The following is a 21,601-nucleotide window of genomic DNA, read 5'->3' as shown; positions in this document are numbered from 1 at the left end:
CTGCTGGTAGTGCTACTCGTCGGCACTCGCCGCGGCGGTGCCGGCGGCGGTGCCACCGAGGTCGGCGGGGACGGCGTCCGGAACCTCGACCGGCTTGTCCGCACCGTGGAACACGAGCTTGGACTTGTCGATGTCGTTCGGGTCGCCCTCGCAGTCCACCACGACGATCTGACCGGGGGTCAGCTCGTTGAAGAGGATCCGCTCGGAGAGGTTGTCCTCGATGTCGCGCTGAATCGTGCGACGAAGCGGACGGGCACCAAGCACCGGGTCGAAGCCCTTCGCCGCCAGGTACTTCTTGGCGTTGTCGGTCAGCTCCAGACCCATGTCCTTGTTGCGCAGCTGCGACTCGATCCGCTGGATCATGATGTCCACGATCGAGAGGATCTCGGTCTGGCGCAGCTGGTGGAAGACGATGGTGTCGTCGATCCGGTTGAGGAACTCAGGCCGGAAGTGCTGCTTGAGCTCGTCGTTGACCTTCTGCTTCATCCGGTCGTAGTTGGACTCGGAGTCCTCCGACGCCTGGAAGCCCAGCGACACCGCCTTGGCCACGTCGCGGGTGCCCAGGTTGGTGGTCAGGATGATGACCGTGTTCTTGAAGTCCACGATCCGGCCCTGACCGTCGGTGAGCCGACCGTCCTCCAGGATCTGCAGGAGCGTGTTGAACACGTCCGGGTGGGCCTTCTCGATCTCGTCGAAGAGGACCACCGAGAACGGCCGACGCCGCACCTTCTCGGTCAGCTGCCCGCCCTCGTCGTAGCCGACGTAGCCGGGAGGAGCACCCACGAGGCGGGACACCGTGTACCGGTCGTGGAACTCGGACATGTCCAGCTGGATGAGGGCGTCCTCGCTGCCGAAGAGGAACTCGGCGAGCGCCTTGGACAGCTCGGTCTTACCGACACCGGACGGGCCGGCGAAGATGAACGAGCCCGACGGGCGCTTCGGGTCCTTCAGGCCGGCCCGGGTACGCCGGATCGCCTTCGAGACCGCCTTGACCGCGTCCTCCTGGCCGATGACGCGCTTGTGCAGCTCGTCCTCCATGCGCAGCAGGCGCGAGGTCTCCTCCTCGGTCAGCTTGTAGACCGGGATGCCGGTCCAGTTGCCGAGCACCTCGGCGATCTGCTCGTCGTCAACCTCGCTGACGACGTCCAGGTCACCGGCCTTCCACTCCTTCTCCCGCTGAGCCTTCTGGCCGAGGAGCTGCTTCTCCTTGTCGCGCAGCTGGGCGGCGCGCTCGAAGTCCTGCGCGTCGATCGCGGACTCCTTGTCGCGACGCACCTGGGCGATGCGCTCGTCGAAGTCACGCAGGTCTGGCGGCGCGGTCATCCGACGGATCCGCATCCGGGCGCCGGCCTCGTCGATCAGGTCGATCGCCTTGTCCGGCAGGAAGCGGTCGGAGATGTACCGGTCGGCCAGCGTCGCCGCAGCCACCAGAGCGGCGTCGGTGATGCTCACCCGGTGGTGCGCCTCGTACCTGTCGCGCAGGCCCTTGAGGATCTCGATGGTGTGCGCCAGCGACGGCTCACCCACCTGGATCGGCTGGAACCGACGCTCGAGAGCGGCGTCCTTCTCCAGGTGCTTGCGGTACTCGTCCAGGGTGGTGGCGCCGATGGTCTGCAGCTCACCACGGGCCAGCATCGGCTTGAGGATGCTCGCGGCGTCGATCGCGCCCTCGGCGGCACCCGCACCCACCAGGGTGTGGATCTCGTCGATGAACAGGATGATGTCGCCGCGGGTGCGGATCTCCTTGAGCACCTTCTTGAGGCGCTCCTCGAAGTCACCGCGGTAGCGGGAACCGGCGACCAGCGCACCGAGGTCGAGCGTGTAGAGCTGCTTGTCCTTGAGAGTCTCGGGCACCTCGCCCTTGATGATCTTCTGGGAAAGCCCCTCCACCACGGCGGTCTTACCGACGCCGGGCTCACCGATCAGGACCGGGTTGTTCTTGGTACGGCGGGAGAGCACCTGCATGACCCGCTCGATTTCCTTCTCGCGCCCGATGACCGGGTCGAGCTTGCCCTCACGGGCGGCCTGGGTCAGGTTGCGGCCGAACTGGTCCAGCACGAGGCTGGTCGACGGCGCGGCCTCACCCGGCGCGGCACCCGCCGCGGCGGGCTCCTTGCCCTGGTAGCCGGAGAGCAGCTGGATCACCTGCTGGCGGACCCGGTTGAGGTCGGCGCCGAGCTTGACCAGCACCTGGGCGGCGACGCCCTCACCCTCGCGGATCAGCCCGAGCAGGATGTGCTCCGTGCCGATGTAGTTGTGGCCGAGCTGCAGCGCCTCGCGCAGCGACAGCTCCAGCACCTTCTTGGCCCGCGGCGTGAACGGGATGTGCCCGCTCGGCGCCTGCTGGCCCTGGCCGATGATCTCCTCGACCTGCTGGCGGACGCCCTCCAGGGAGATGCCGAGGCTCTCCAGGGCCTTTGCCGCGACGCCTTCACCTTCGTGGATCAGGCCCAGCAGGATGTGTTCCGTACCGATGTAGTTGTGGTTGAGCATCCGGGCCTCTTCTTGGGCCAGGACGACAACCCGTCGCGCTCGGTCGGTGAACCGCTCGAACATGCCCTCGTGCTCCTCACGTGCCGTGCGCCTTGATGGTCTAGATCTCGGCGGGGCCGGTGCACGAACGTCCAGGACGGGCGTCCGTGCCTCCTTACTCTATCGTCGCTGACCGACTCGGCTGAGGTCGTGTCTCTCCGGTCTGGGTCAGTTCCACGTCGTTTTGCACAACCGTCCGCGCTCAGGAGGTGTTCCGGTACCCCTGGCGCTACGCGCAGAGCGAAATCTGACCGACCCCACGGAAGGCTCCGCAGGGGCCGGGGAGGGTCTGCGACGGCCTCCAGGGGCGGATCGCAGAAAGCGAGCGCCGATCTGGCAGCCTGCGGACTGGCCGGACCCGACCCTTTCGGGAAGTTGTCCACAGGTTGTGGATAGTTACTCCACTGCCTGTGGACAACGCCGGTCGGCCCGGGAAACATTCCGACCGGCCCGTCCGGGCGCGGATACGGCGACGCCGGCCCGGAGAATGCTCCGGCCCGGCGTCGGTGTCGCCCTGCGGTGGCGGCTGCCACCGGTCAGTTGAACGGATCAGCGCTTGGCGTGGTACTCGTCGACGATCTCCTGCGGGATACGGCCCCGGTCCGAGATGTCCTTGCCGGCCTTCTTGGCCCACTCCCGGATCGCCTTGTTCTGCTCCCGGTCGGCGGTGGCGCCACCGCGACCGCGGGCGGCCCGCCCACCGATCACCACGCCACCGCGACCCACCTTGGTGCCGGCACCGACGTACGGCGCGAATACGTCGCGCAATTTCGCGGCGTTGGCGCCGGACAGGTCGATCTCATACTGAACACCGTCGAGCGCGAACTTGACGGTCTCGTCAGCGTCCCCACCGTCCAGGTCATCGACCAGCTTGTGAATGATCTGCTTGGCCACGTCCCACATTCCTTTCGAGCAGGGCGCTCCTGCTAACGAGAGCACAATAACCCCCGTGCTGCTCGCCCCGTCAATAGGATGCCGTTACGACTCGCTGGGAGTCGGCGGACGACTACTCCGGGCGGACCAACGGGAAGAGGATCGTTTCCCGAATTCCGAGGCCGGTCAGGGCCATCAACAGCCGGTCGATTCCCATTCCCATACCCCCGGCCGGCGGCATTCCGTACTCCATGGCCCGGAGAAAGTCCTCGTCGAGACGCATCGCCTCGTCGTCGCCACGGGCGGCCAGCTGCGCCTGGGCCACCAGCCGTTCCCGCTGCACCACCGGGTCGACCAGCTCGGAGTACGCGGTGCCCAGCTCGAAGCCGAGAACGTAGAGGTCCCACTTTTCGGCCAGCCCCGGCTCGCTGCGGTGCGCCCGGGTGAGCGGGCTGGTCTCCTCCGGGTAGTCGCGTACGAAGGTGGGCGCCTGCAGGCCGGGGACGACCAGTTCCTCGAACAGTTCCTCGGCGAGCTTGCCCAGGCCCCACTTCGGGTCCACGGCCAATCCCACCTTGTCCGCGTACTCCACCAGCCGGGAACGTTCGGTGCGGACCGTGACCTCCTCGCCGAGCGCCTCGGAAAGGACCCCGAACAGGGTCACCGATCGCCACTCGCCGCCCAGGTCGAACTCCCGCCCGTCGGCATGGGTCACCACCGTCGAGCCGCTGACCGCGATCGCCGCCTGTTGCACGAGATTGCGGGTCAACTCGGCCATCGTGTCGTAGTCGCCGTACGCCTGGTACGTCTCCAGCATCGCGAACTCCGGTGAGTGCGAGGAGTCGACGCCCTCATTACGGAAGTTGCGGTTGATCTCGAAGACGCGGTCCACACCACCAACGACCGCGCGCTTCAGAAACAGTTCCGGAGCGATTCGCAGATACAGATCGGTGCTCAACGCATTGCTGTGGGTCACGAAAGGTCGGGCCGCCGCGCCACCGTGCAGGAGTTGCAGCATCGGAGTTTCCACCTCGATGAAGCCCTGGCCGTGCAGTGAATCGCGCAGGCTACGCACCGCCGCCGCCCGGGTGCGGACCATCTGCCGGGCCTGCGGCCGGACGATCAGATCGACGTAGCGCTGCCGGACCCGAGCCTCCTCGGAGAGCGGCTTGTGGGCCACCGGCAGCGGCCGCAGGGCCTTGGCGGTCATCTCCCACCGCTGCGCGAGCACGGACAGCTCGCCCCGGCGGCTGGTGATCACCTCACCGGTCACGCCGACGTGGTCGCCCAGGTCGACGAGGCGCTTCCAGGCCTCCAGCCGCTCCGGACCGACCCGGTCCAGGGAGAGCATGGCCTGCAACTCGGTGCCGTCGCCGTCGCGCAGGGTGGCGAAGCAGAGCTTGCCGGTGTTGCGTACGAAGATCACCCGGCCGGTGACCGAGACCTCGTCGCCGGTGGCGGTGTCGGTGGGCAGATCCGCGTACTTCGCGCGGATCTCGGCGAGCGTGCTGGTCCGGGGGAAACCGACCGGGTACGGCTCCACGCCCTCGGCGAGCATCCGGTCCCGCTTCTCCCGGCGGACCTTCATCTGCTCGGGAAGGTCGTCGGCGGGGTCAACTGGCACGGCGTTCTGCTCGGTCACGGCACGCTTCCTCAACGAAGGATTGTCGGCGGGGTCAGGCCCGAGCGTACTCAAGCCCTCAGGTGGTCGTTACCGGATAACCTGCCCGCCATGGCGGATCACACTCAGGCCCTCTCGTTCGGGGCGGCGGCGGCCGACTACGACCGGTTTCGACCCCGCTATCCGGTGGCAGCCGTGCGGTGGGCGCTCGACGGGCTGGGCGATTCCGCCCAGGTCGTCGACCTGGGCGCCGGCACCGGCATTCTCACCCGGGGAGTGCTCGCCCTCGACCACCAGGTGACCCCGGTGGAGCCGGACCCCAAGATGCGCGCCCAACTGGACGCCGCCACCCCCGGCGTCACCGCGCTGGCCGGCGGCGCCGAGTCGGTGCCGCTGCCCGACGGGGTCGCGGACGCCGTGGTGGTGGGGCAGGCGTACCACTGGTTCGACCGGGAGCGGGCGCACGCCGAGATCGCGCGGGTGCTCCGGTCGGGTGGGACGTTCGCCCCGATCTGGAACATGCGGGACGAACGGGTCGCGTGGGTGGCCGAGCTGGGTCGGATCGCCCACCTCGGTGACAACGCCGGCGACGTCGTCGGACGGTACGAGGACTTCGGCTCCGCGTTCACACCTGTCGAGCTGGGCGAGTTCACGCACCACACGACGCTCACACCCGACGAGGTGGTCGCGATGCTGCACACCCGTTCGTACTGGCTCACCGCCCCACCCGAGCGGCGCGCGCGCATCGACCGGGAGCTGCGCGACCTGTTCGCGGGCCATCCCGAGCTGGCCGGGCGGGAAACCGTCGAGCTGCCGTACCGCACGATCGTGCTGCGGGCCCGGCGGCGCTGAAGGCCCGCACGGAGGCCGGCCTCGACGGCGGCCGGGGTTCACAGGTTGCGGTCGTAGACCATCCGCAGGCCGATCAGCGTGATCATCGGCTCGTGGTGGGTGATGGTGCTGCACTCGTTGATCACCAGGGAGGCGAGACCGCCGGTGGCGATCACCGCCTTCACCTCGCCCAACTCCTCGGTCATCCGCTCGACGATCCGGTCCACCTGCCCGGCGAACCCGAAGTAGAGACCGGCCTGGAGGCACTCCACGGTGTTCTTGCCGATCACCGAGCGGGGCTTGGTGGCCTCGACCTTGCGCAGCTGGGCCGCGCGGGCGGCCAGCGCGTCGAAGGAGATCTCGATGCCCGGGGCGAACGCCCCACCCAGGAACTCGCCCCGGCCGCTGATCACGTCGAAGTTGGTGGTGGTGCCGAAGTCCACCACGATCGACGGCCCGCCGTAGAGGGTGAACGCGGCCAGCGTGTTCACCACCCGGTCGGCGCCCACCTCCTTCGGATTGTCGATCGCCAGCTGCACCCCGGTCCGCACGCCCGGCTCGACGATCACGCTCGGCAGGTCCGCGTAGTAGCGGCCGAGCATGGTCCGCAGCGACCGCAGCGCGGCCGGCACCGTGGAGCAGGCGGCCACGCCGGTGATCTCGACGTTGTCCCCGGCGAGCAGGCCCCGGAACATCAGGCCCAACTCGTCCGCCGTCGAGCGGGCATCGGTCTTGATCCGCCAGGAGTGCACCAGCTTGTCGCCGTCGAAGGTCGCCAGCACGGTGTTGGTGTTTCCGATGTCGATGCAGAGCAGCACGCACGCAGCCTAGACAACTACTCCGTACGCAGGTCCAGCGCGATGTCCAGGATCGGCGACGAGTGGGTCAACGCGCCCACCGAGAGGAAGTCGACGCCGGTGGCCGCGTACCGGCCCGCCACCTCCAGGGTCAGCCCGCCAGTCGCCTCCAGCTCCGCCCGGTCGCCCACCGCGGTCACCGCCTCGGCCAGCACCTCCGAGGTCATGTTGTCGCAGAGCAGGAAGTCGGCGCCGGCCTCCACCGCCTCCACCGCCTCGGCGACCGTGGTCACCTCGACCTGCACCGGGACCTCCGGAAACGCCTCCCGGACCCGCCGGTACGCCGCCGTGATGCCCCCGGCCGCCAGCTTGTGGTTGTCCTTGATCATGGCCACGTCGTAGAGGCCCATCCGCTTGTTGGTGCCTCCGCCGGCTCGCACCGCGTACTTCTCCAGCGCCCGCAGGCCCGGCGTCGTCTTGCGGGTGTCCAGCACCATGGCCTTCGTGCCGGCCAGGGCGTCCGCCCAGGCACGCGTGTGGGTGGCCACCCCGGACATCCGGCAGAGCAGGTTGAGCGCCGTCCGCTCGGCCGTCAGCAGCAGCCGGGTCGGGCCGGTCACCGTCGCCAGCACGTCGCCGCGGGCCACCCGCTCACCGTCGCGGGCCAGCACCGACACCTCGACGGTACGACCGAAGCCGGTCACCTCGCCCACCAGCTCGAACACGGCGGCGGCCACGGCCAGCCCGGCCACCACGCCGTCGGCGCGGGCCACCAGGTCGGCGGTGTCGGTCTGCTCGGCCGGAATGGTCGCCACGCTGGTGACGTCGAGGAAACCCGGCCCCAGATCCTCGACCAGCGCGGTCTCGATCACCCGCCGCACCTGCTCCGGGTCCAGCCCGGTCGCCCGCAACGCCGCCTCTGTCGACCCCGTCATGGCTTCCCCTCCCACTGCTCCGTCACCCGGCCCTGCGCCCCGACCGACCCGACCAGGTGGCCCAGCCACCGTTCGTCGGCCGTCGGGAAGTCCTCCCGCCAGTGGCAACCCCGGGTCTCACCGCGGGCGTACGCCGCCGCGACCAGCGTCGACGCCACCGTGAGCAGGTTGGTCGCCTCCCAGTCGGCGGTTCGCGGTCGGCCCCGGGCCGCGCCCAGCTCGGTCAGCGTCCCGGCCGTCTCCGCCAGCGTCGCCGCGGACCGGAGCACCCCGGCGCCCCGGGTCATCGCCTGCTGGAGCGTCGGCGTCACCCCGGCCGGCAGGACCCAGCCCGCGCCGCCGCGCCACGCGCCGACGTCCGCCGGTTGGGCCTGCTCGGGCAGGCCGGCCGCGATGTCGTCGGCGATCCGCCGGGAGAACACCAGCCCCTCCAGCAGCGAGTTGCTGGCCAGCCGGTTCGCGCCGTGCACGCCCGTGCAGGCGACCTCGCCACAGGCGTACAGGCCGGGGATCGACGTGCGGCCGCGCAGGTCGGTGCGGACGCCACCGGAGGCGTAGTGCGCGGCCGGGGCGACCGGGATCAGATCGGTGGCCGGGTCCACGCCGATCGCCAGGCAGGACGCCACGATGGTCGGGAACCGCCCGGCCAGGAAATCGCCGCCCAGATGGCGGGCGTCGAGAAAGACATGGTCCGCACCGCTGGCCAGCAGCACCCGGTGGATGCCCTTGGCCACCACGTCCCGGGGGGCCAACTCGGCCAGCTCGTGCTGCCCCACCATGAACCGCTTGCCGTCGGAGTCCACCAGGTACGCGCCCTCGCCGCGCAGCGCCTCGGAGACCAGCGGCTGCTGCGCGTGCCCGGCGCCGGGCACCCCCGCGCCGGGCGGAGTGATCAGGGCGGTCGGGTGGAACTGGACGAACTCCACGTCGGTCACCGCCGCGCCGGCCCGCATCGCCAGCGCCACCCCGTCGCCGGTAGACACCGCCGGGTTGGTGGTGGCCGCGAAGATCTGGCCCATCCCACCGGTGGCCAGCACCACCGCCCGGGCCAGCAGCGCGCCGACGCCGTCCTCGCTGCCCTCACCGAGCACGTGCAGGGTGATCCCGCAGGCCGGACCGAGCCCGTCCGGGCCGTCGCCGGGCGCCCGCAGCAGGTCCAGCACCAGGGCGTGCTCGACCAACCGGATCCACGGGTCGCGCTGCACGGCGGCGTGCAGGGCCCGCTGCACCTCGGCGCCGGTCGCGTCCCCGCCCGCGTGCACGATCCGGTCCGCGCGGTGCCCACCCTCCCGGGTCAGCATCAACGAACCGTCGGGGTGGCGATCGAACTCGGCGCCGATCCGCATCAGCTCCCGCAGCCGGGTCGGCCCCTCCTCGACGAGCACCCGGACCGCCGCCGGGTCGCAGATCCCCACTCCGGCGATCTCGGTGTCCCGGGCGTGCGCCGCCGGAGTGTCCGTCGGGTCGAGCACGGCGGCGATGCCGCCCTGCGCCCACCGGGTCGAGCCGTCGTCAATGTTGACCTTGGTGACGACCGTGACGTGCAGGCCCGCCTCGCGCAGGTGCAACGCAGCGGTCAACCCCGCCACCCCGGAGCCCACCACGATCACGTCGGTGGTCTCCACCCAGCCGGGCTCGGGCGCGGCCAGCAGTCTGGGCAGGGCCGGCAGGTCGACCGTCGGAACGTCCATCCCACCAGTCAACCCGAACGATCCTCGCCGAGGGAGGCGGGGGCTCAACGAGTGGTTTGGGCTACCACGTCCGGCGCGGACCGCGCCGCGCCGAGCGGTCGGCCGCGGTCACTTCGTCCGCACCGGCAGGCCGGCCGGGCCCGCGCCCTTCAACGACGCGCTCACCGTACGGTCGCTCAGCCACAGGTAACAGCGGACCCCCCGGTCACCGACCCGCCAACGCCCCGCACCGGGCGGGCGCACCACCACGCCGCTGCGGAACCGCAGGTCGGAGTCGTCCGGTACGCCCACATACCGGCCGAGGACGCTGCGGCAGCCGGTGTAGAGCGGCGCCCAGTCGGCATCCTTGGCCGGGTACGGCTTGTCCGGCGCACGCCACACCCCGACGAACTCGGCGTCGTGCCGGCCGCCGCACTCCACCGGGACCAGCGTCTGCACGCCCCGGCCCGCCCCGGCGCGGGTCTGCTGGCAGCCCAACCGCAGCCCGGAGGCCCCCTTCAACGCGTCCCGCAGGCTGCCCGACCGGACCACCACCGTGGCCGCCGCCTCGACAGTCGTCAGCTCGGTCAGGTCGCACCGGTACCAGCGGGAACCGGCTGCCCAGCCCGGCCCGGAGGGCAGCGCCACCGACAGCCGCAGTCGCCCGGCCCGCCAGTCGTCGCCCACGTACGCCGAGGCCCTCGTGTCGCACTCCGTGAACGCGCCGCGCAGCTCCACCGACCCGTTGGCCGGGGCGGCAGCCCGCTGGGCCGGGAACGCCCCCACGTGCACGGTCTCCACCCGGTGCGGGCCGGCGCAGTCCATGGGTTGGTAGGCGGCCAGCGTGACCACCTCGACGAAGTCGGCGGCCTGACACACCCCGACGGCCGGCGTGAACGCCGTGGCCGGTGGCAGCGCCGCCCAGTCGTCGGTCAGGTCACCGTCCAGACCACCGGACCCGGCGCAGCCGACCAGCAACACTGCCGTGACGGCAGTGGCGAACAGGGTCGTCATGGCACGGCGCATCGCGGCCTCCCCCAGCCACCTACCGGCTTCCGCCAGCGTGCCCAGGGTAACCGCAAATGACCTTCCGGTGACAGACCGGAATCGGCTCGCGCGAGATCAGACTCCGGACACGGCGAACGGGTTGGGCACCGGGTCGCCGGCCGTGCCCGGGGCCGCCGTCGCCGGGTTCGCTCCCAGCTCGACGACCCGGTTGTCGGTGTCGACGTGCACCACCCGCGGCCGGTACGACCGGGCCTCGGCGTCGTCCATCTGCCCGTACGAGATCAGGATGACCAGGTCACCGGGGTGTACGAGGTGCGCGGCGGCGCCGTTGATGCCGATCACGCCGCTGCCCCGCTCGCCCGGGATGACGTACGTCTCCAGCCGGGCGCCGTTGGTGATGTCCACGATCGCGACCTGCTCGCCGGGGAGCAGATCGGCGGCGTCGAGCAGGTCCTCGTCCACCGTCACCGAGCCGACGTAGTGCAGGTCGGCCTGGGTCACCGTGGCCCGGTGGATCTTCGACTTGAGCATGGTCCGCAGCATCGGGCTCGCCTTTCGCGAAAGAGTGGTGGTGGGTGCGGCCGGGTCAGGGACGAGGGGCGAGGTGGATCGCCGCGTTGTCGATCAACCGGGTGGCGCCGACCCAGGCGGCGATCACCAGCCGGGCCGGCCCGGACACCGGCCCCGGCTCCAGCTCGGGGTCGGTGAGCACCAGGTAGTCGAGCTGAGCGCCGGGCGTACCGGCGCCGAACGCGGCGTGCGCGGCGGACAGCACCTCCCCCGCGTCCAGGCCGTCGTCGGCGGCCCGGGCCCCGGCCCGCAGCGCGGCGGACAGGCTCAGCGCCGCCGCCCGCTCGGGCTCGCTCAGGTAACGGTTGCGGCTGGACAGCGCCAACCCGTCCGGCTCCCGAACGGTCGGTACGCCGATCACCTCGACCGGGACGTCCAGGTCCCGGGCCATCCGCCGCACCAGGGTGAGCTGCTGATAGTCCTTCTCGCCGAAGAAGGCCAGGTCGGGACGGGTGAGTTGGAGCAGCTTCAGGACCACGGTGAGCACGCCGTGGAAGAAGCCGGGGCGGCTCGCGCCCTCCAGCTCCCCGCCGAGCGGACCCGGGTCGAGGCGCACCCGGGGCTGTCCGTCCGGATACATGTCGGCCACCGACGGCGCGAAGACGAGGTCGGCGCCGGCCCGCCGGCACACCTCCAGGTCGGCGCCGAGGGTGCGCGGATAGCGGTCGAAGTCCTCGTTCGGCCCGAACTGCAGCGGGTTCACGAAGATCGTCACCAGCACGTGGTCGGCCTGGTCCCGGGCCGCGCGCAGCAGCGTCTCGTGCCCGGAGTGCAGGGCGCCCATGGTCATCACCACGCCGACGGTGCCCTTCAACGCGGCCCGGGCCTCGGCCAACTCGGCGCGCGTGTGGACAAGCTGCATCATGCCGCCACCTCCCGGCTCGTCCCGGCGAGCACACCGAGCAGCGGCTGCGCGTCCACCGGGCGCAGACGGCCCGCGGCGATCGCCCGGTCGGCGGTACGCCGGGCCAGCGCCAGGTACGCGGGGACCGACTCCGGCGCGGTGGCGGCCAGCCGGGCCAGGTGCCGCTCGACCGTGCCCGCGTCGCCCCGGGAGACCGGACCGGTCAGCGCGTCGTCGCCGAGGCGTAGCGCGTTCTCCAGGGCGGCCCGCAGCAGTGGGGCGAGCACCTTCTCCGGGCGAGCCACGCCGGCGTCCCGCAGCCGGTCGGTCGCCTCGTTCACCAGGGTCACCAGGTGGTTCGCGCCGTGCGCGAGCGCGGCGTGGTACAGCGGGCGGTCCGCCTCGGCCACCCACTCGGGCACGCCACCGAGGTCGGTGACCAGCCGGGCGGCCAGCGGGCGCAGGTCCGCCGGGGCGGTCACTCCGTACGAGATGCCGGCCAGCCGGGGCAGATCGTCCGGCGTACCGGTGAAGGTCATGGCGGGGTGCAGGGCCAGCGGCCGGGCACCGACCGCGGCGGCCGGCGCCAGCACGGCGAGACCGTGCGCGCCCGAGGTGTGCGCGACCACCTGGCCCGGGTGCAGGGCACCCCGGTCGGCGAGGTCGGCGATCACTCCGGCCAGCGCGTCGTCCGGCACCGCGATCAGCAGCAGGTCGGCGGCGGCGCGGGCGACGAAGGTGACCGGGCGGCGGGGCACCTCGGGCAGCAGCAGGGCGAGCCGCGCGCGGCTGGTCCCGGAGTCACCGGCGACAGCCACCACCCGGTGGCCGGCGGCGGCGAGCGCGGCGCCCAGGACGGCACCGACCCGACCGGCGCCGACGACGCCGACCGTGAGCAGACGGGAGGTTGGGGCGCCGGTGACGGCGGAATCCCGCGGTGCGGCAGGCCCAAGCTGGGCGGCCGGACGCGGGCGCAGCGGTGCGCTCATGACGACGATCCAGTCCTCGAGAAGGGGTACCGGTCGATCGCAAGTATGCGCCCGGCTCGCCGAACCGGGACAAGCATGTGTGAAAACCTTCACCACCACCGGCCCCGTGTGCAGATCTTGGACAGTTTCCGTTAGCAGCTAACGGAAACTGTCCAAGATCTGCTGACCCGAGCCCGAAGGGCGACGGTGACCGCGGCCACCCGCGGACCGCGACGGGGATCGGGAGTCGCCACCGGACCGGTGGCCGTAGGGTCGGCACGGTGACGTCTCCTGCGCTCCGAACGCCGATCCCGTGGCGGGACGCGATGAGCCAGGCCCTCTACGGGCCGGACGGCTTCTTCGTGGCCGGCGCCGGGCCGGCCGGCCACTTCCGGACCAGCGTGCACGCCTCCCCCGCCTTCGCCGCCGCGCTCCTGCGCCTTGTCGCGGAGGTGGACTCTGCCCTCGGCCATCCATCACGGCTGGACGTGGTCGACGTTGGGGCTGGGCGGGGGGAATTGCTGCTGGCCCTGCACCGCCTTCTCGCGTCTGAAGATGCCGTCGGGCTCGCGGTGGGGGTTTCGGGGGAGCCCACCCACTCCGGGCGGTCAGGCTTGATCCCTGCGTGGGCGGGCTCCCCCGAAACCCTGACTCCAACGACCGCCGTCCGTCAGTCACCCGGCGAGCGGTCGTCGATCACCGCCCGTTCGCTGGCGGAACGGGTGCGGTTCACCGCTGTCGAGTTGGCGCCCCGACCCGACGACCTCCCAGAGGAGATCCACTGGACCGCCGAGATCCCCGGTGAGATCACGGGGGTGCTGCTGGCTACCGAGTGGTTGGACAACGTGCCGTTGGACGTGGCACTGCACACCACCGGTGGCTGGCGGTATGTACTTGTCGAACCCGAGAGCGGTGTGGAGACGATAGGCGGGCCAGTCGACCCTGCTGATCTTGATTGGCTGACCACATGGTGGCCCGGTCCCGCGAGCCCGCGCGGTGCGGACCGTGCCGTGACCGGTGGTTCAACCTCGACTGATGCGACTGGCGGAAGCGAGTCGGGTCTCCGGGCAGCCCGGCCGGCGCAGGGATCAATCCTGACCGCCCGGAGCCGGCCGGGCTGCCCGGAGACCCCCCAACGCGACCAACCGAACCCCCACAGCAACCGGGCAGAAATAGGAAGGCCGAGGGACGAAGCCTGGGCACACGCGGTGGGCAGGATCAGCCGAGGGCTGGCGGTGGCGGTCGACTACGGACACCTGCGCGACGGCAGACCGGTGGACGGGACGTTGACCGGATATCGGGGCGGGCGGCAGGTGCCTCCGGTGCCGGACGGGTCGAGCGATGTCACCGCGCACGTGGCCATGGACTCGGTCGCCTCCGCCGGCGCGGCGGTCGCCCGGTGTGCGTACTCCCTGGTCTCGCAGGCCGAGGCGCTGCGGGCGCTCGGGGCCGACGGTGGACGACCGCCGCTCAGCCTGGCCGGCACCGACCCGGTCGGCTACGTGCGGGCGCTGGCCGCCGCGTCGGCGGTGGCCGAGCTGACCGACCCGGCCGGGCTCGGCGGGCACTGGTGGCTGCGCCAACCGGTCGGCATCGCCGACGTCGTTCAGTCCAGCCCGACGAGTTCCGAGCGCCGGTAACGCAGGGAGGCCGGGACCGCCGCGTCGACCGCGCGGACCGCCCGCTCGGCGCCGCGGAACATGTCCGGATCGACCAGGATGTGGCAGCCGTTGCGGCCGAAGACGGTACGCGCGACGCCGTCCTCCTCGACACCGACCACCTCGTCGAAGCGGACCAAATGCACGTCGCCGTCCGGGTCGCGGAGCGCTACCCCGTCGTCGGTGAGGATCAGCCGGAGACCGCGCGCCTCACGGGCGAGCACCTTCGCCAGCATCGGCGGGTGGAACACCCGACCTTCGGGCTGCTCGGGAAGACGAGGACAGCCGCCTTCGGTCAGCCCGGGGAGCGAGAGGGTCACTCCGCACGGTACGACGAGGTGCGCGCTGGGCAGCGCGGCCTGGAACCGCACGCGGACATCCTCCGGCGTGACCGCCAGGAAGTCGGCCAGCCGCTGCTCGGGGGTGATCTGCGGCAGGCCCAGCAGTTCCCGGAAGCCGGACCGGTGGAGATAAGCCTCGACGGCGCGCGGGTCCTCGATCATCTCGCGGGCGGCGGCGCACTCCTCGGCCAGTTCGGCAGCCGTCGGTCCCTCCGTGGCCAGGCGATTCAGCTCCTCCCAGAGCAGGGCGGCCACCTGCGGCTCCTGGCCCTCACGGGCGTCCACCGTGACCGTCACCAACTGCTGTCCGTTGCCCAGCAGGACGACGTCACCGCCCACCTCGTAGCTCAGGCCGTGCGTGCGCCGGGCGATCTGCTCCAGCCGCTGGGAGAGCACCTGGCAGCCCAGCGCCATCGCCGCGTCGTCGTCGCCGACCAGGGACACCCCCACCGACGGCACGAGGTGCTCACACCAGATCGGTTCGGCGGTCGCCACGGGCGTCGGCGCGAGATGATCCGGTCGAGGCCCGGCCGGCAGCGGCAGCCGCAGGCCCTCCGGCGGTGGGCCGGTGAGCAGCAGCACCGCGTTGCCGGCCACGAACCAACGTGCGGCGTACTCGCGGATCTGTTCCGGCGTCAGCCGGTCGTAGCCCGGACCGGTCCACGGCGCGAGCCCTGCGCCCTGCACGCCGAGCCGCTGGGTGAGCAGCGCGGCCGTCGTCGGATCGGTGCAGTGGCCACCCTCCGCGGCCAGCACACCCGCCTCCTTCTCGAGACGGTCGAGCGGAAGGGCCCGGAGACCGTCGCAGACGGCGGCGAGGAAGGCCACGATCTGCTCCGGCCGGCCGGTCGCCGTGAACTCGGTGACGTGCAGGTCCACCGAGGCGTTGTGCTCGTGATGCAGGCGGGGCAGGGTGCTCATCACCAGGTGCTCGATCAGGTGGGTGACCCCGATGGTGCGGAACGTCTCGTCCCGCGCGCCGCAGCCGAACAGCAGGGTGGCGCTCAGCGGCGCCGGCCCCTGCTTCCACCGAACCGGCACTCCGTCGATCTCCGTCCGCTCCATGAATCGGGATGCTACGGCGGGGGTCCGACGACCACATGAGCCGATTGGCCGACGCGGTGGCGCTGAGCGGTCGCCATGACCCGGGGCACCGCCGCCGTGGCACGATGACGGGCATGACCACCGACGCCGGGGCCCTCCGTGAACTGACCGTCGGCACCGGGGCCGGTCTGGTCGCCGGCACCGGCGATCAGCAGCTCGGCACCGACATGGTGCTCAACATCGGCCCGCAGCACCCCTCGACGCACGGCGTGCTGCGCCTGAAGCTGGTGCTCGACGGCGAGCGGGTCATCGCCTGCGAACCGATCGTCGGCTACATGCACCGAGGCGCGGAGAAGCTCTTCGAGGTGCGCGACTACCGGCAGATCATCGTGCTGGCCAACCGGCACGACTGGCTCTCGGCGTTCTCGAACGAGCTGGGCGTGGTGCTCGCGGTGGAACGCCTGATGGGCATGGAGGTGCCGGAGCGGGCCACCTGGCTGCGGATGGCCCTCGCCGAGCTGAACCGGGTGCTCAACCACCTGATGTTCCTCGGCTCCTACCCGCTGGAGATCGGGGCCATCACGCCGGTCTTCTACGCCTTCCGGGAACGGGAGACCATCCAGGCCGTGATGGAGGAGGTCTCCGGCGGCCGCATCCACTACATGTTCAACCGGGTGGGCGGGCTGAAGGAGGAGGTCCCGTACGGCTGGACCGGGCGGGCCCGCGCGGCGATCGGCGAGGTCCGTCGGCGGCTGCCCGACCTGGACCACCTGATCCGGCGTAACGAGATCTTCCTGGCCCGCACGGTGGGCGTGGGCGTGCTGTCCGCCGCCGACGCCGCCGCGTTCGGCGCGTCCGGGCCGGTGGCCCGAGCCTCCGGACTCGACCTGGACCTGCGCCGCGACGACCCCTATCTGGCGTACGACGAGCTGGACGTGCCGGTGGTGACCAAGACCGCCGGGGACTGCCACGCCCGCTTCGAGGTGCTGCTCGACCAGGTGTACGTCTCGCTGGATCTCGCCGAGCAGTGCCTGGACCGGGTGGACCGGCTGACCGGGCCGATCAACACCCGCCTGCCGAAGGTGCTCAAGGCGCCCGAGGGGCACACGTACGCCTGGACGGAGAACCCGCTCGGCATCAACGGCTACTACCTGGTGTCGCGCGGCGAGAAGACCCCCTGGCGGTTGAAGCTGCGCACCGCCTCGTACGCGAACGTGCAGGCGCTGGCCACCCTGCTTCCGGGCTGCCTCGTGCCGGACCTGATCGCCATCCTCGGCTCGATGTTCTTCGTGGTCGGCGACATCGACAAGTGACGCGTCAGCGCCAGCGGTCGGTGACCGGGGCGCCGCCGGCACGCGGCACGTCGTCCTGCGGCGGGTAGCCGTACCGCTCCTCGACCCGGCGGCGGCCGGCCCGCTCGGGGGCGGGCTCCGGCTCGTGACCGCGCTGGCGCGGCGGGCGCCACTCGTCCGGCACGGGCACGCCGCCGACCGGCAGCGCCGGCCGGCCGCCCGGCTCGGATCGGTGGTACGACTCGCGCTCGTCCTGCCAGCGTGAGTCCTCGTGGCGGCGCGCGTCCTCGTGGCGGCGTGGCTCGTCGTGGCGGCGCGGGTCCTCGTGGCGGCGTGGGTCCTCCTGGCGGACGGACGCCCAGCGGTCCGCCATCCGGTACTCGGTCCCCGTGGCGTCGGCGTGCACCTCGGCCCGGCGCTCACCGACGTGCAGCTCACGGCCGTTCCCGTCGTCCCGGACGGCCGCCCACCGGTCGCCGGCCCGCAACTGCGACCAGTACTCGCCGGTGTCGTCCGCCCGCAGGGCGGGACCGGGCTGCGGCGCACCGGCGTGGTCGGGCTCGGCCTGCTCCGACCAGCCACGGTCGTCGTGCTGCGATCGGCCGCCCCAGGCAGGCTCGTCGGCCTGGGCGTACACGTCGCGTTGGCCGGTCCACTCCGGCTCGTCGCGGCGAGCCGTCCAGCCCGGCTCCTCGTCGCCGCGGTCGGGCCCGTTCCGGTCGGAGCCCGAGCCGTCCCGTGCGCCCTTCCAACCGGACTCACCCCGGGCAGCAGGCGGCTGACCCCAGGACCGGTCGTCGACGGGCCGAGCGCGGTCGTCGGCTGGGCGGGCGCGGTCGTCGGCGTACGTGGACCGGGGATTCTCCGGCTCGCCCCACGAACGGTCGGCCGGCCGGGCACGTCCCTCCGGGCCGCCGCCCCGGGTCCATTCCTGGGCCGGCGGGGTCCACTGGCCGGCGTACCCGCCGCCGTAGCGCCCGCCCGGCTCGGCTGGTCCGCCGTCGACGACGGTGTGCCGGGTGGTGACGTGCACGGTCTCGGTGTGCCGGACCACGCCCACCGGCCGGTGCGCCGGCTCCGAGCGGTCGTGCTCACGGGGGCGGTCGTGCTCACGCGGGCGGGGAGCGGCGGCGTATCCGGCCGCGGACCGCTCGGCGCCGTACACACCGCCGGCGGCTGGCTCGGGGGGCGCGTCGGCGGCGGCACGGTGGCGGTACGCCGGTTCGTCGTCGGCGCGCTCGTCGCGACCCCACCGATCGGCGGCCTCGTCCGGGGCCGGCACCCGAACCCGACCAGCCACCTCGCCCGGACCCGGGCCCCGAACCCGGCCGGCGGCCTCCTCCGGAGCGGGCACCCGGACCCGGGCGACCGGGGCGTCGCCGGGGACCGGTACCCGGCTGCGGGCGGGCGGAGTCTCGTCCACCGGGTCGGCGGCCGGCACCCGCACCCGCCCGGCGCCTGCCGGCTCGGCCAGCGGGGTGGCGCCGGCGAGGGCCGCTCCGGTGGCATCGAGGCGGCGGCGGACCGCCGCGATCCCCTCCTGGGCTCGCTGCGCCTGGTCGAGCGCCTGGTTGCCGCGTTGCGCGGCGGCCACGATCTCGGCGCGCAACTCCCGGCGCAGCTCCTCGATCTCGTCCAGCAGCTCATCGGCCCGACCGTCGTCACCGTCGGGACGCAACGCGATGGAGAGGCCGATCAGGACCACCGCCACGATGGCGAGCACCGCCGCGAAGCGCAGCGGGCCGTTACCGTCAGCGACCAGAAGGATCAGCGCCGCCACCGGGGCCAGGGCCACGCCGCCCCAGAAGAGCACGGTCAGCAACAGCGGTTGACGCCGGGCGTCGGGGGTGACCGGGGCTGGCATGGCTGTGCAGCCTACCGACGATCCCCAGCGGAGGGAACGGGTCCCCGGACGCGCGGACGCCCCCGCCCCGAGATGGGGAGGGGGCGTCCACGGCACACCCGAAAGGAACCTCAGCTGGTGGCGAAGGCACCGTCCGAGGAGAAGACCAGACCAACGCTGATCTTGCCCTCACGCAGCCCGTTCTTGGTCAGCGGCCCACCCTGGTCCAGCGAGGAGAACGAGCCCACCGAGAGCCCGTACGTCTTCTCCAGGCCCGGCTTGCAGAACGTACGCTGCTGGCACTCCGGCGGGCCGCCCAGCACCGTCGCGCTGCCGGAGCACTTCGCGGCCAGCTCGGAGAGGGTCCGCACGCCGTACTTGTCGGCGAACTGCTGGGTGACCGCGAACGCGTTCTGGTCCTGCGCGGCGGCCGGGGTGCCGAAGGTGATGCCCACCTTGTCGCCCTCGGCCTTGAGCTTGGTCACCGTCGTGTTGATGTCGGGCGAGGACACCGGCTGGGCGTTCTTGCCGTTGGCCTTGGTGTTGAGGAACTCGGCCATGGTCGACGCGTACTCCGGGACGACCTGGATCTCGCCCTTCTCCAGCGCCGGCTCGTACAGCTCCCGGTTGCCGATCTGCTGCACCTTGACCTGGTAACCGGCGGCGGTGAGCACGATCCGGTACAGCTCGCCCAGGGTCTGGCTCTCGCTGAAGTTGCCAGCGCCCACCACGATGTCGCCACCCGGGCCCTTGGCGATTCCCGCGGTGATGTTGTTGGCGCTGGCGAACTCCTCGGCGGCCACCTTGGGGGTCTTGCGGTCGGCGTCGACGGCCTTGTTGAGCTGGATCAGCTTCGGCGTGTCGAGCGCCGCGGAGACCTTGTCCAGCGCGGCGATCAGCTGCGGGTTGGCCACCTTGCTGTTGACCGCCGGAATGACGTTGTCGGAGTTCTGGAGCTTCTTGTCGTCCGTCAGAGCGATGAGCTGCTGACCGGCGACCGGAGCGCACCCGGCGCCGGAGGCGTTCGTCTGGGGGGCGTCGGTGCCGGACGAGCCGGCGTCGCCACACCCGGTGAGGAGTGCTGCTCCGGCGATGGCGCCGATGGCGCCCATCGCCAGACGTGTACGTGCGCGCATGTGTGCCGCCCGCCTTCCGTGTCCCGGCGCGACCCGTCCCGGGCCGGCCGCGTGTCCGACGGGCGATCCCGGCTGTCGGCCGCCCGCGACTTCCACCCAACATGGTCCGCGAGCGACCGACAACCCGGGATGGGCTTCGTCACCGCATCGTCACCGACCGGCCCGCCGCTGGTCGCCGCTTCGGCGTCCGCTCACCCGGACGGATCGCGACGGCGCGTCAGGCGCGGCCGGTGGCGTCGGCGGGCCGGGCGCGGCCCGCGCGCTGCCGTCCGCGTCGCAGCGGACGGGGGGTGACCAGGCGTTCGACGATCCCGAGGAGCAGCTCGGCCAGCAATGCCAGCCCGGCCACCAGCACACCACCGGCCACGATCTGCCCACCACCGGCGGCGATGCTCAGACCGAATCCGGTACGGATGATCTCGCCGAGACCGCCACCGTTGACGAACGAGGCCAGCGCGGTCGTGGCGATGACCTGCACGGCGGCGGTCCGGAAGCCGGCCGCCAGGTACGGCACCGCGAGCGGCAGCTCCACCCGACGCAGCAACTGCCCGCCGGACAGGCCCATCCCGCGGGCCGCGTCGCGCGCCTCCGGGTCCGCCTGGCGTACGCCGGTGTAGGCGTTGGCCAGCAGCGGCGGAATAGCGAAGACGGCGAGCGCCACCACCACCGGCGTACGCCCGAAGCCGAGGAAGGTCAGCGGCAGGATGGTCAGCAGCGCCAGGGTGGGAATGGCCAGGGTGGCGTTGGACACCAGCACCACCAGACCGCCGCCGCGGCCGGTGTGCCCGAGCCACAGCCCGACCGGCCAGGCCACCAGGCAGCCCAGCGCCACCGCCAGGGCGGAGATCGTCAGGTGCTCGCCGAGCCGGTCCAGGATGCCGCCCGGGTTGCTCCAGTTCAGGGGGTCGTTGAGCCAGAGCACCGCCTGGTGCACGGGGTTGGCCGCGGCGCTCACCGGACGCCCCGGGCGGACCAGGGGGTGACCAGCCGGCCGACGAGGACCAGCAGCAGGTCCAGCAGCACCGCGAGCGCCACGCAGAGCACCGTACCGGTCATGATCTCGGCCTTGTAGAGGTTGTTCTGGAAGCCCGCGAAGATCAGTTGGCCGAGGCCGCCGTGGCCCACCAGCACGCCGACGGTGACCAGCGCGACCGTCGACACGGTGGCCAGGCGCAACCCGGTCAGGATGCCGGGGATCGCCAGCGGCAGGTCGATCCGGAAGAGCCGCCGCCAGCGGCCGTAGCCCATGCCCTCGGCGGCCTCGCCGACCTCCGGCGGCACCTGGTTGAGCCCCGCCACCACGTTGCGGACGATCAGCAGCAGCGCGTACAGGACCAACCCGACCAGCACGGTGGTGGCGCCGGTCCCCAGGTACGGCGCGATGAACGCGAACAGCGCCAGTGACGGGATGGTGTAGATCACGCCGGTGACGCCGAGGATCGGGCCGGCCAGCGGGCGGACCCAGTACGCGAGCACGGACAACGGCAGGGCGATCAGCACCGCGATCAGCACCGCGCGTCCCGTGAGGGAGGCGTGTTCGCGCATGGCGGCGAGGATCGTGTCAGAGTTGTCCCGCACGTACTGCCAGGAGAACCAGGGGTTACCCGGGTCGGCCCGGTAGCTCAGGCGGAAGGACAT

General features: G+C 72.0%; 18 protein-coding genes. 3 read left to right on the top strand and 15 right to left on the bottom strand.

All coding sequences use genetic code 11. The features are described 5' to 3' along the window. Window positions 1-12: 12 nt before the first annotated feature. The 3 genes from ACFYPR_RS00740 to lysS form a co-directional block, all read right to left on the bottom strand. The gene (locus tag ACFYPR_RS00740; protein WP_354861611.1) at window positions 13-2,556 is read right to left on the bottom strand and encodes an ATP-dependent Clp protease ATP-binding subunit; all 2,544 of its coding nucleotides are present in this window, start codon (window positions 2,554-2,556) and stop codon (window positions 13-15) included. Window positions 2,557-3,081: 525 nt separating this feature from the next. Beyond that, window positions 3,082-3,426, bottom strand: coding sequence for an Lsr2 family protein (locus ACFYPR_RS00735; protein WP_007466057.1), 345 nt, complete (start codon window positions 3,424-3,426; stop codon window positions 3,082-3,084). Window positions 3,427-3,538: 112 nt separating this feature from the next. After that, window positions 3,539-5,047 carry a lysine--tRNA ligase gene (gene lysS / locus ACFYPR_RS00730; protein ID WP_387258186.1) on the bottom strand — a complete coding sequence of 503 codons (1,509 nt, stop codon included), beginning with the start codon at window positions 5,045-5,047 and terminating at the stop codon, window positions 3,539-3,541. A 90-nt stretch (window positions 5,048-5,137) separates the two neighbouring features. Between lysS and ACFYPR_RS00725 the strand changes: the two genes are divergently transcribed. Next, a complete protein-coding gene (locus ACFYPR_RS00725; protein ID WP_387258184.1) occupies window positions 5,138-5,878 on the top strand; it encodes a class I SAM-dependent methyltransferase in 741 nt (246 codons plus the stop codon). A gap of 38 nt (window positions 5,879-5,916) precedes the next feature. Here ACFYPR_RS00725 and ACFYPR_RS00720 read toward each other — a convergent pair whose 3' ends face one another. From ACFYPR_RS00720 to ACFYPR_RS00690, 7 genes are all read right to left on the bottom strand, one after another. Beyond that, window positions 5,917-6,675, bottom strand: a complete 759-nt coding sequence (locus ACFYPR_RS00720; protein ID WP_234587497.1) for a type III pantothenate kinase — start codon at window positions 6,673-6,675, stop codon at window positions 5,917-5,919. A gap of 17 nt (window positions 6,676-6,692) precedes the next feature. Beyond that, complete coding sequence (gene nadC, locus ACFYPR_RS00715; protein WP_387258182.1) at window positions 6,693-7,589, bottom strand: carboxylating nicotinate-nucleotide diphosphorylase; 897 nt, start codon at window positions 7,587-7,589, stop codon at window positions 6,693-6,695. Then, entirely contained in the window at window positions 7,586-9,280 is a 1,695-nt protein-coding gene (locus ACFYPR_RS00710) for an L-aspartate oxidase (RefSeq protein WP_355135763.1), read from the bottom strand. The genes nadC and ACFYPR_RS00710 overlap by 4 nt, the downstream gene beginning before the upstream one ends. A gap of 108 nt (window positions 9,281-9,388) precedes the next feature. Continuing rightward, a complete protein-coding gene (locus ACFYPR_RS00705) occupies window positions 9,389-10,285 on the bottom strand; it encodes a septum formation family protein (protein ID WP_387258181.1) in 897 nt (298 codons plus the stop codon). Between the two features lie 96 nt (window positions 10,286-10,381). Further along, window positions 10,382-10,810, bottom strand: a complete 429-nt coding sequence (gene panD, locus ACFYPR_RS00700; protein WP_387258179.1) for an aspartate 1-decarboxylase — start codon at window positions 10,808-10,810, stop codon at window positions 10,382-10,384. A 43-nt stretch (window positions 10,811-10,853) separates the two neighbouring features. Further along, window positions 10,854-11,702 carry a pantoate--beta-alanine ligase gene (gene panC / locus ACFYPR_RS00695; RefSeq protein ID WP_387258177.1) on the bottom strand — a complete coding sequence of 283 codons (849 nt, stop codon included), beginning with the start codon at window positions 11,700-11,702 and terminating at the stop codon, window positions 10,854-10,856. Then, window positions 11,699-12,670, bottom strand: coding sequence for a Rossmann-like and DUF2520 domain-containing protein (locus tag ACFYPR_RS00690; protein WP_387258175.1), 972 nt, complete (start codon window positions 12,668-12,670; stop codon window positions 11,699-11,701). Before ACFYPR_RS00690 ends, panC begins: the two co-directional genes overlap by 4 nt. Window positions 12,671-12,975: 305 nt before the next feature. Between ACFYPR_RS00690 and ACFYPR_RS00685 the strand changes: the two genes are divergently transcribed. Continuing rightward, the gene (locus ACFYPR_RS00685) at window positions 12,976-14,289 is read left to right on the top strand and encodes an SAM-dependent methyltransferase (RefSeq protein WP_387258688.1); all 1,314 of its coding nucleotides are present in this window, start codon (window positions 12,976-12,978) and stop codon (window positions 14,287-14,289) included. Here the strand turns inward: ACFYPR_RS00685 and ACFYPR_RS00680 are convergent. Continuing rightward, window positions 14,256-15,713, bottom strand: coding sequence for a M16 family metallopeptidase (locus ACFYPR_RS00680; RefSeq protein ID WP_387258173.1), 1,458 nt, complete (start codon window positions 15,711-15,713; stop codon window positions 14,256-14,258). The genes ACFYPR_RS00685 and ACFYPR_RS00680 overlap by 34 nt on opposite strands. 104 nt (window positions 15,714-15,817) lie before the next feature. On the opposite strand from ACFYPR_RS00680, the gene ACFYPR_RS00675 reads away from it, so the two are divergent. Beyond that, window positions 15,818-17,005: an NADH-quinone oxidoreductase subunit D gene (locus ACFYPR_RS00675; protein WP_007466075.1), complete on the top strand. Its 1,188-nt coding sequence runs from the start codon at window positions 15,818-15,820 to the stop codon at window positions 17,003-17,005. A gap of 4 nt (window positions 17,006-17,009) precedes the next feature. Here ACFYPR_RS00675 and ACFYPR_RS00670 read toward each other — a convergent pair whose 3' ends face one another. From ACFYPR_RS00670 to ACFYPR_RS00655, 4 genes are all read right to left on the bottom strand, one after another. Then, a complete protein-coding gene (locus tag ACFYPR_RS00670) occupies window positions 17,010-18,848 on the bottom strand; it encodes a hypothetical protein (RefSeq protein WP_387258171.1) in 1,839 nt (612 codons plus the stop codon). Window positions 18,849-18,958: 110 nt separating this feature from the next. Then, on the bottom strand, window positions 18,959-19,939 hold the full coding sequence (locus tag ACFYPR_RS00665; protein WP_355064950.1) for a glycine betaine ABC transporter substrate-binding protein: 981 nt from the start codon (window positions 19,937-19,939) through the stop codon (window positions 18,959-18,961). Window positions 19,940-20,180: 241 nt separating this feature from the next. Then, window positions 20,181-20,918: an ABC transporter permease gene (locus ACFYPR_RS00660; protein ID WP_355135777.1), complete on the bottom strand. Its 738-nt coding sequence runs from the start codon at window positions 20,916-20,918 to the stop codon at window positions 20,181-20,183. Further along, complete coding sequence (locus ACFYPR_RS00655) at window positions 20,915-21,601, bottom strand: ABC transporter permease (protein ID WP_354861107.1); 687 nt, start codon at window positions 21,599-21,601, stop codon at window positions 20,915-20,917. Before ACFYPR_RS00655 ends, ACFYPR_RS00660 begins: the two co-directional genes overlap by 4 nt.

Source organism: Micromonospora sp. NPDC005254, from assembly GCF_042872525.1.
Lineage (GTDB): Bacteria > Actinomycetota > Actinomycetes > Mycobacteriales > Micromonosporaceae > Micromonospora.
This window is presented reverse-complemented; position numbering and strand designations above follow the sequence as displayed.

Excerpts from the sequence above, each read along its gene's own strand:
- ACFYPR_RS00740 (WP_354861611.1), bottom strand. The coding sequence starts at position 2,556 with ATGTTCGAGCGGTTCACCGACCGAGCGCGACGGGTTGTCGTCCTGGCC.
- ACFYPR_RS00725 (WP_387258184.1), top strand. The coding sequence starts at position 5,138 with ATGGCGGATCACACTCAGGCCCTCTCGTTCGGGGCGGCGGCGGCCGAC.
- nadC (WP_387258182.1), bottom strand. The coding sequence starts at position 7,589 with ATGACGGGGTCGACAGAGGCGGCGTTGCGGGCGACCGGGCTGGACCCG.
- ACFYPR_RS00710 (WP_355135763.1), bottom strand. The coding sequence starts at position 9,280 with ATGGACGTTCCGACGGTCGACCTGCCGGCCCTGCCCAGACTGCTGGCC.
- ACFYPR_RS00705 (WP_387258181.1), bottom strand. The coding sequence starts at position 10,285 with ATGCGCCGTGCCATGACGACCCTGTTCGCCACTGCCGTCACGGCAGTG.
- panD (WP_387258179.1), bottom strand. The coding sequence starts at position 10,810 with ATGCTGCGGACCATGCTCAAGTCGAAGATCCACCGGGCCACGGTGACC.
- panC (WP_387258177.1), bottom strand. The coding sequence starts at position 11,702 with ATGATGCAGCTTGTCCACACGCGCGCCGAGTTGGCCGAGGCCCGGGCC.
- ACFYPR_RS00690 (WP_387258175.1), bottom strand. The coding sequence starts at position 12,670 with ATGAGCGCACCGCTGCGCCCGCGTCCGGCCGCCCAGCTTGGGCCTGCC.
- ACFYPR_RS00685 (WP_387258688.1), top strand. The coding sequence starts at position 12,976 with ATGAGCCAGGCCCTCTACGGGCCGGACGGCTTCTTCGTGGCCGGCGCC.
- ACFYPR_RS00680 (WP_387258173.1), bottom strand. The coding sequence starts at position 15,713 with ATGGAGCGGACGGAGATCGACGGAGTGCCGGTTCGGTGGAAGCAGGGG.
- ACFYPR_RS00675 (WP_007466075.1), top strand. The coding sequence starts at position 15,818 with ATGACGGGCATGACCACCGACGCCGGGGCCCTCCGTGAACTGACCGTC.
- ACFYPR_RS00670 (WP_387258171.1), bottom strand. The coding sequence starts at position 18,848 with ATGCCAGCCCCGGTCACCCCCGACGCCCGGCGTCAACCGCTGTTGCTG.
- ACFYPR_RS00665 (WP_355064950.1), bottom strand. The coding sequence starts at position 19,939 with ATGGGCGCCATCGGCGCCATCGCCGGAGCAGCACTCCTCACCGGGTGT.
- ACFYPR_RS00655 (WP_354861107.1), bottom strand. The coding sequence starts at position 21,601 with ATGTCCTTCCGCCTGAGCTACCGGGCCGACCCGGGTAACCCCTGGTTC.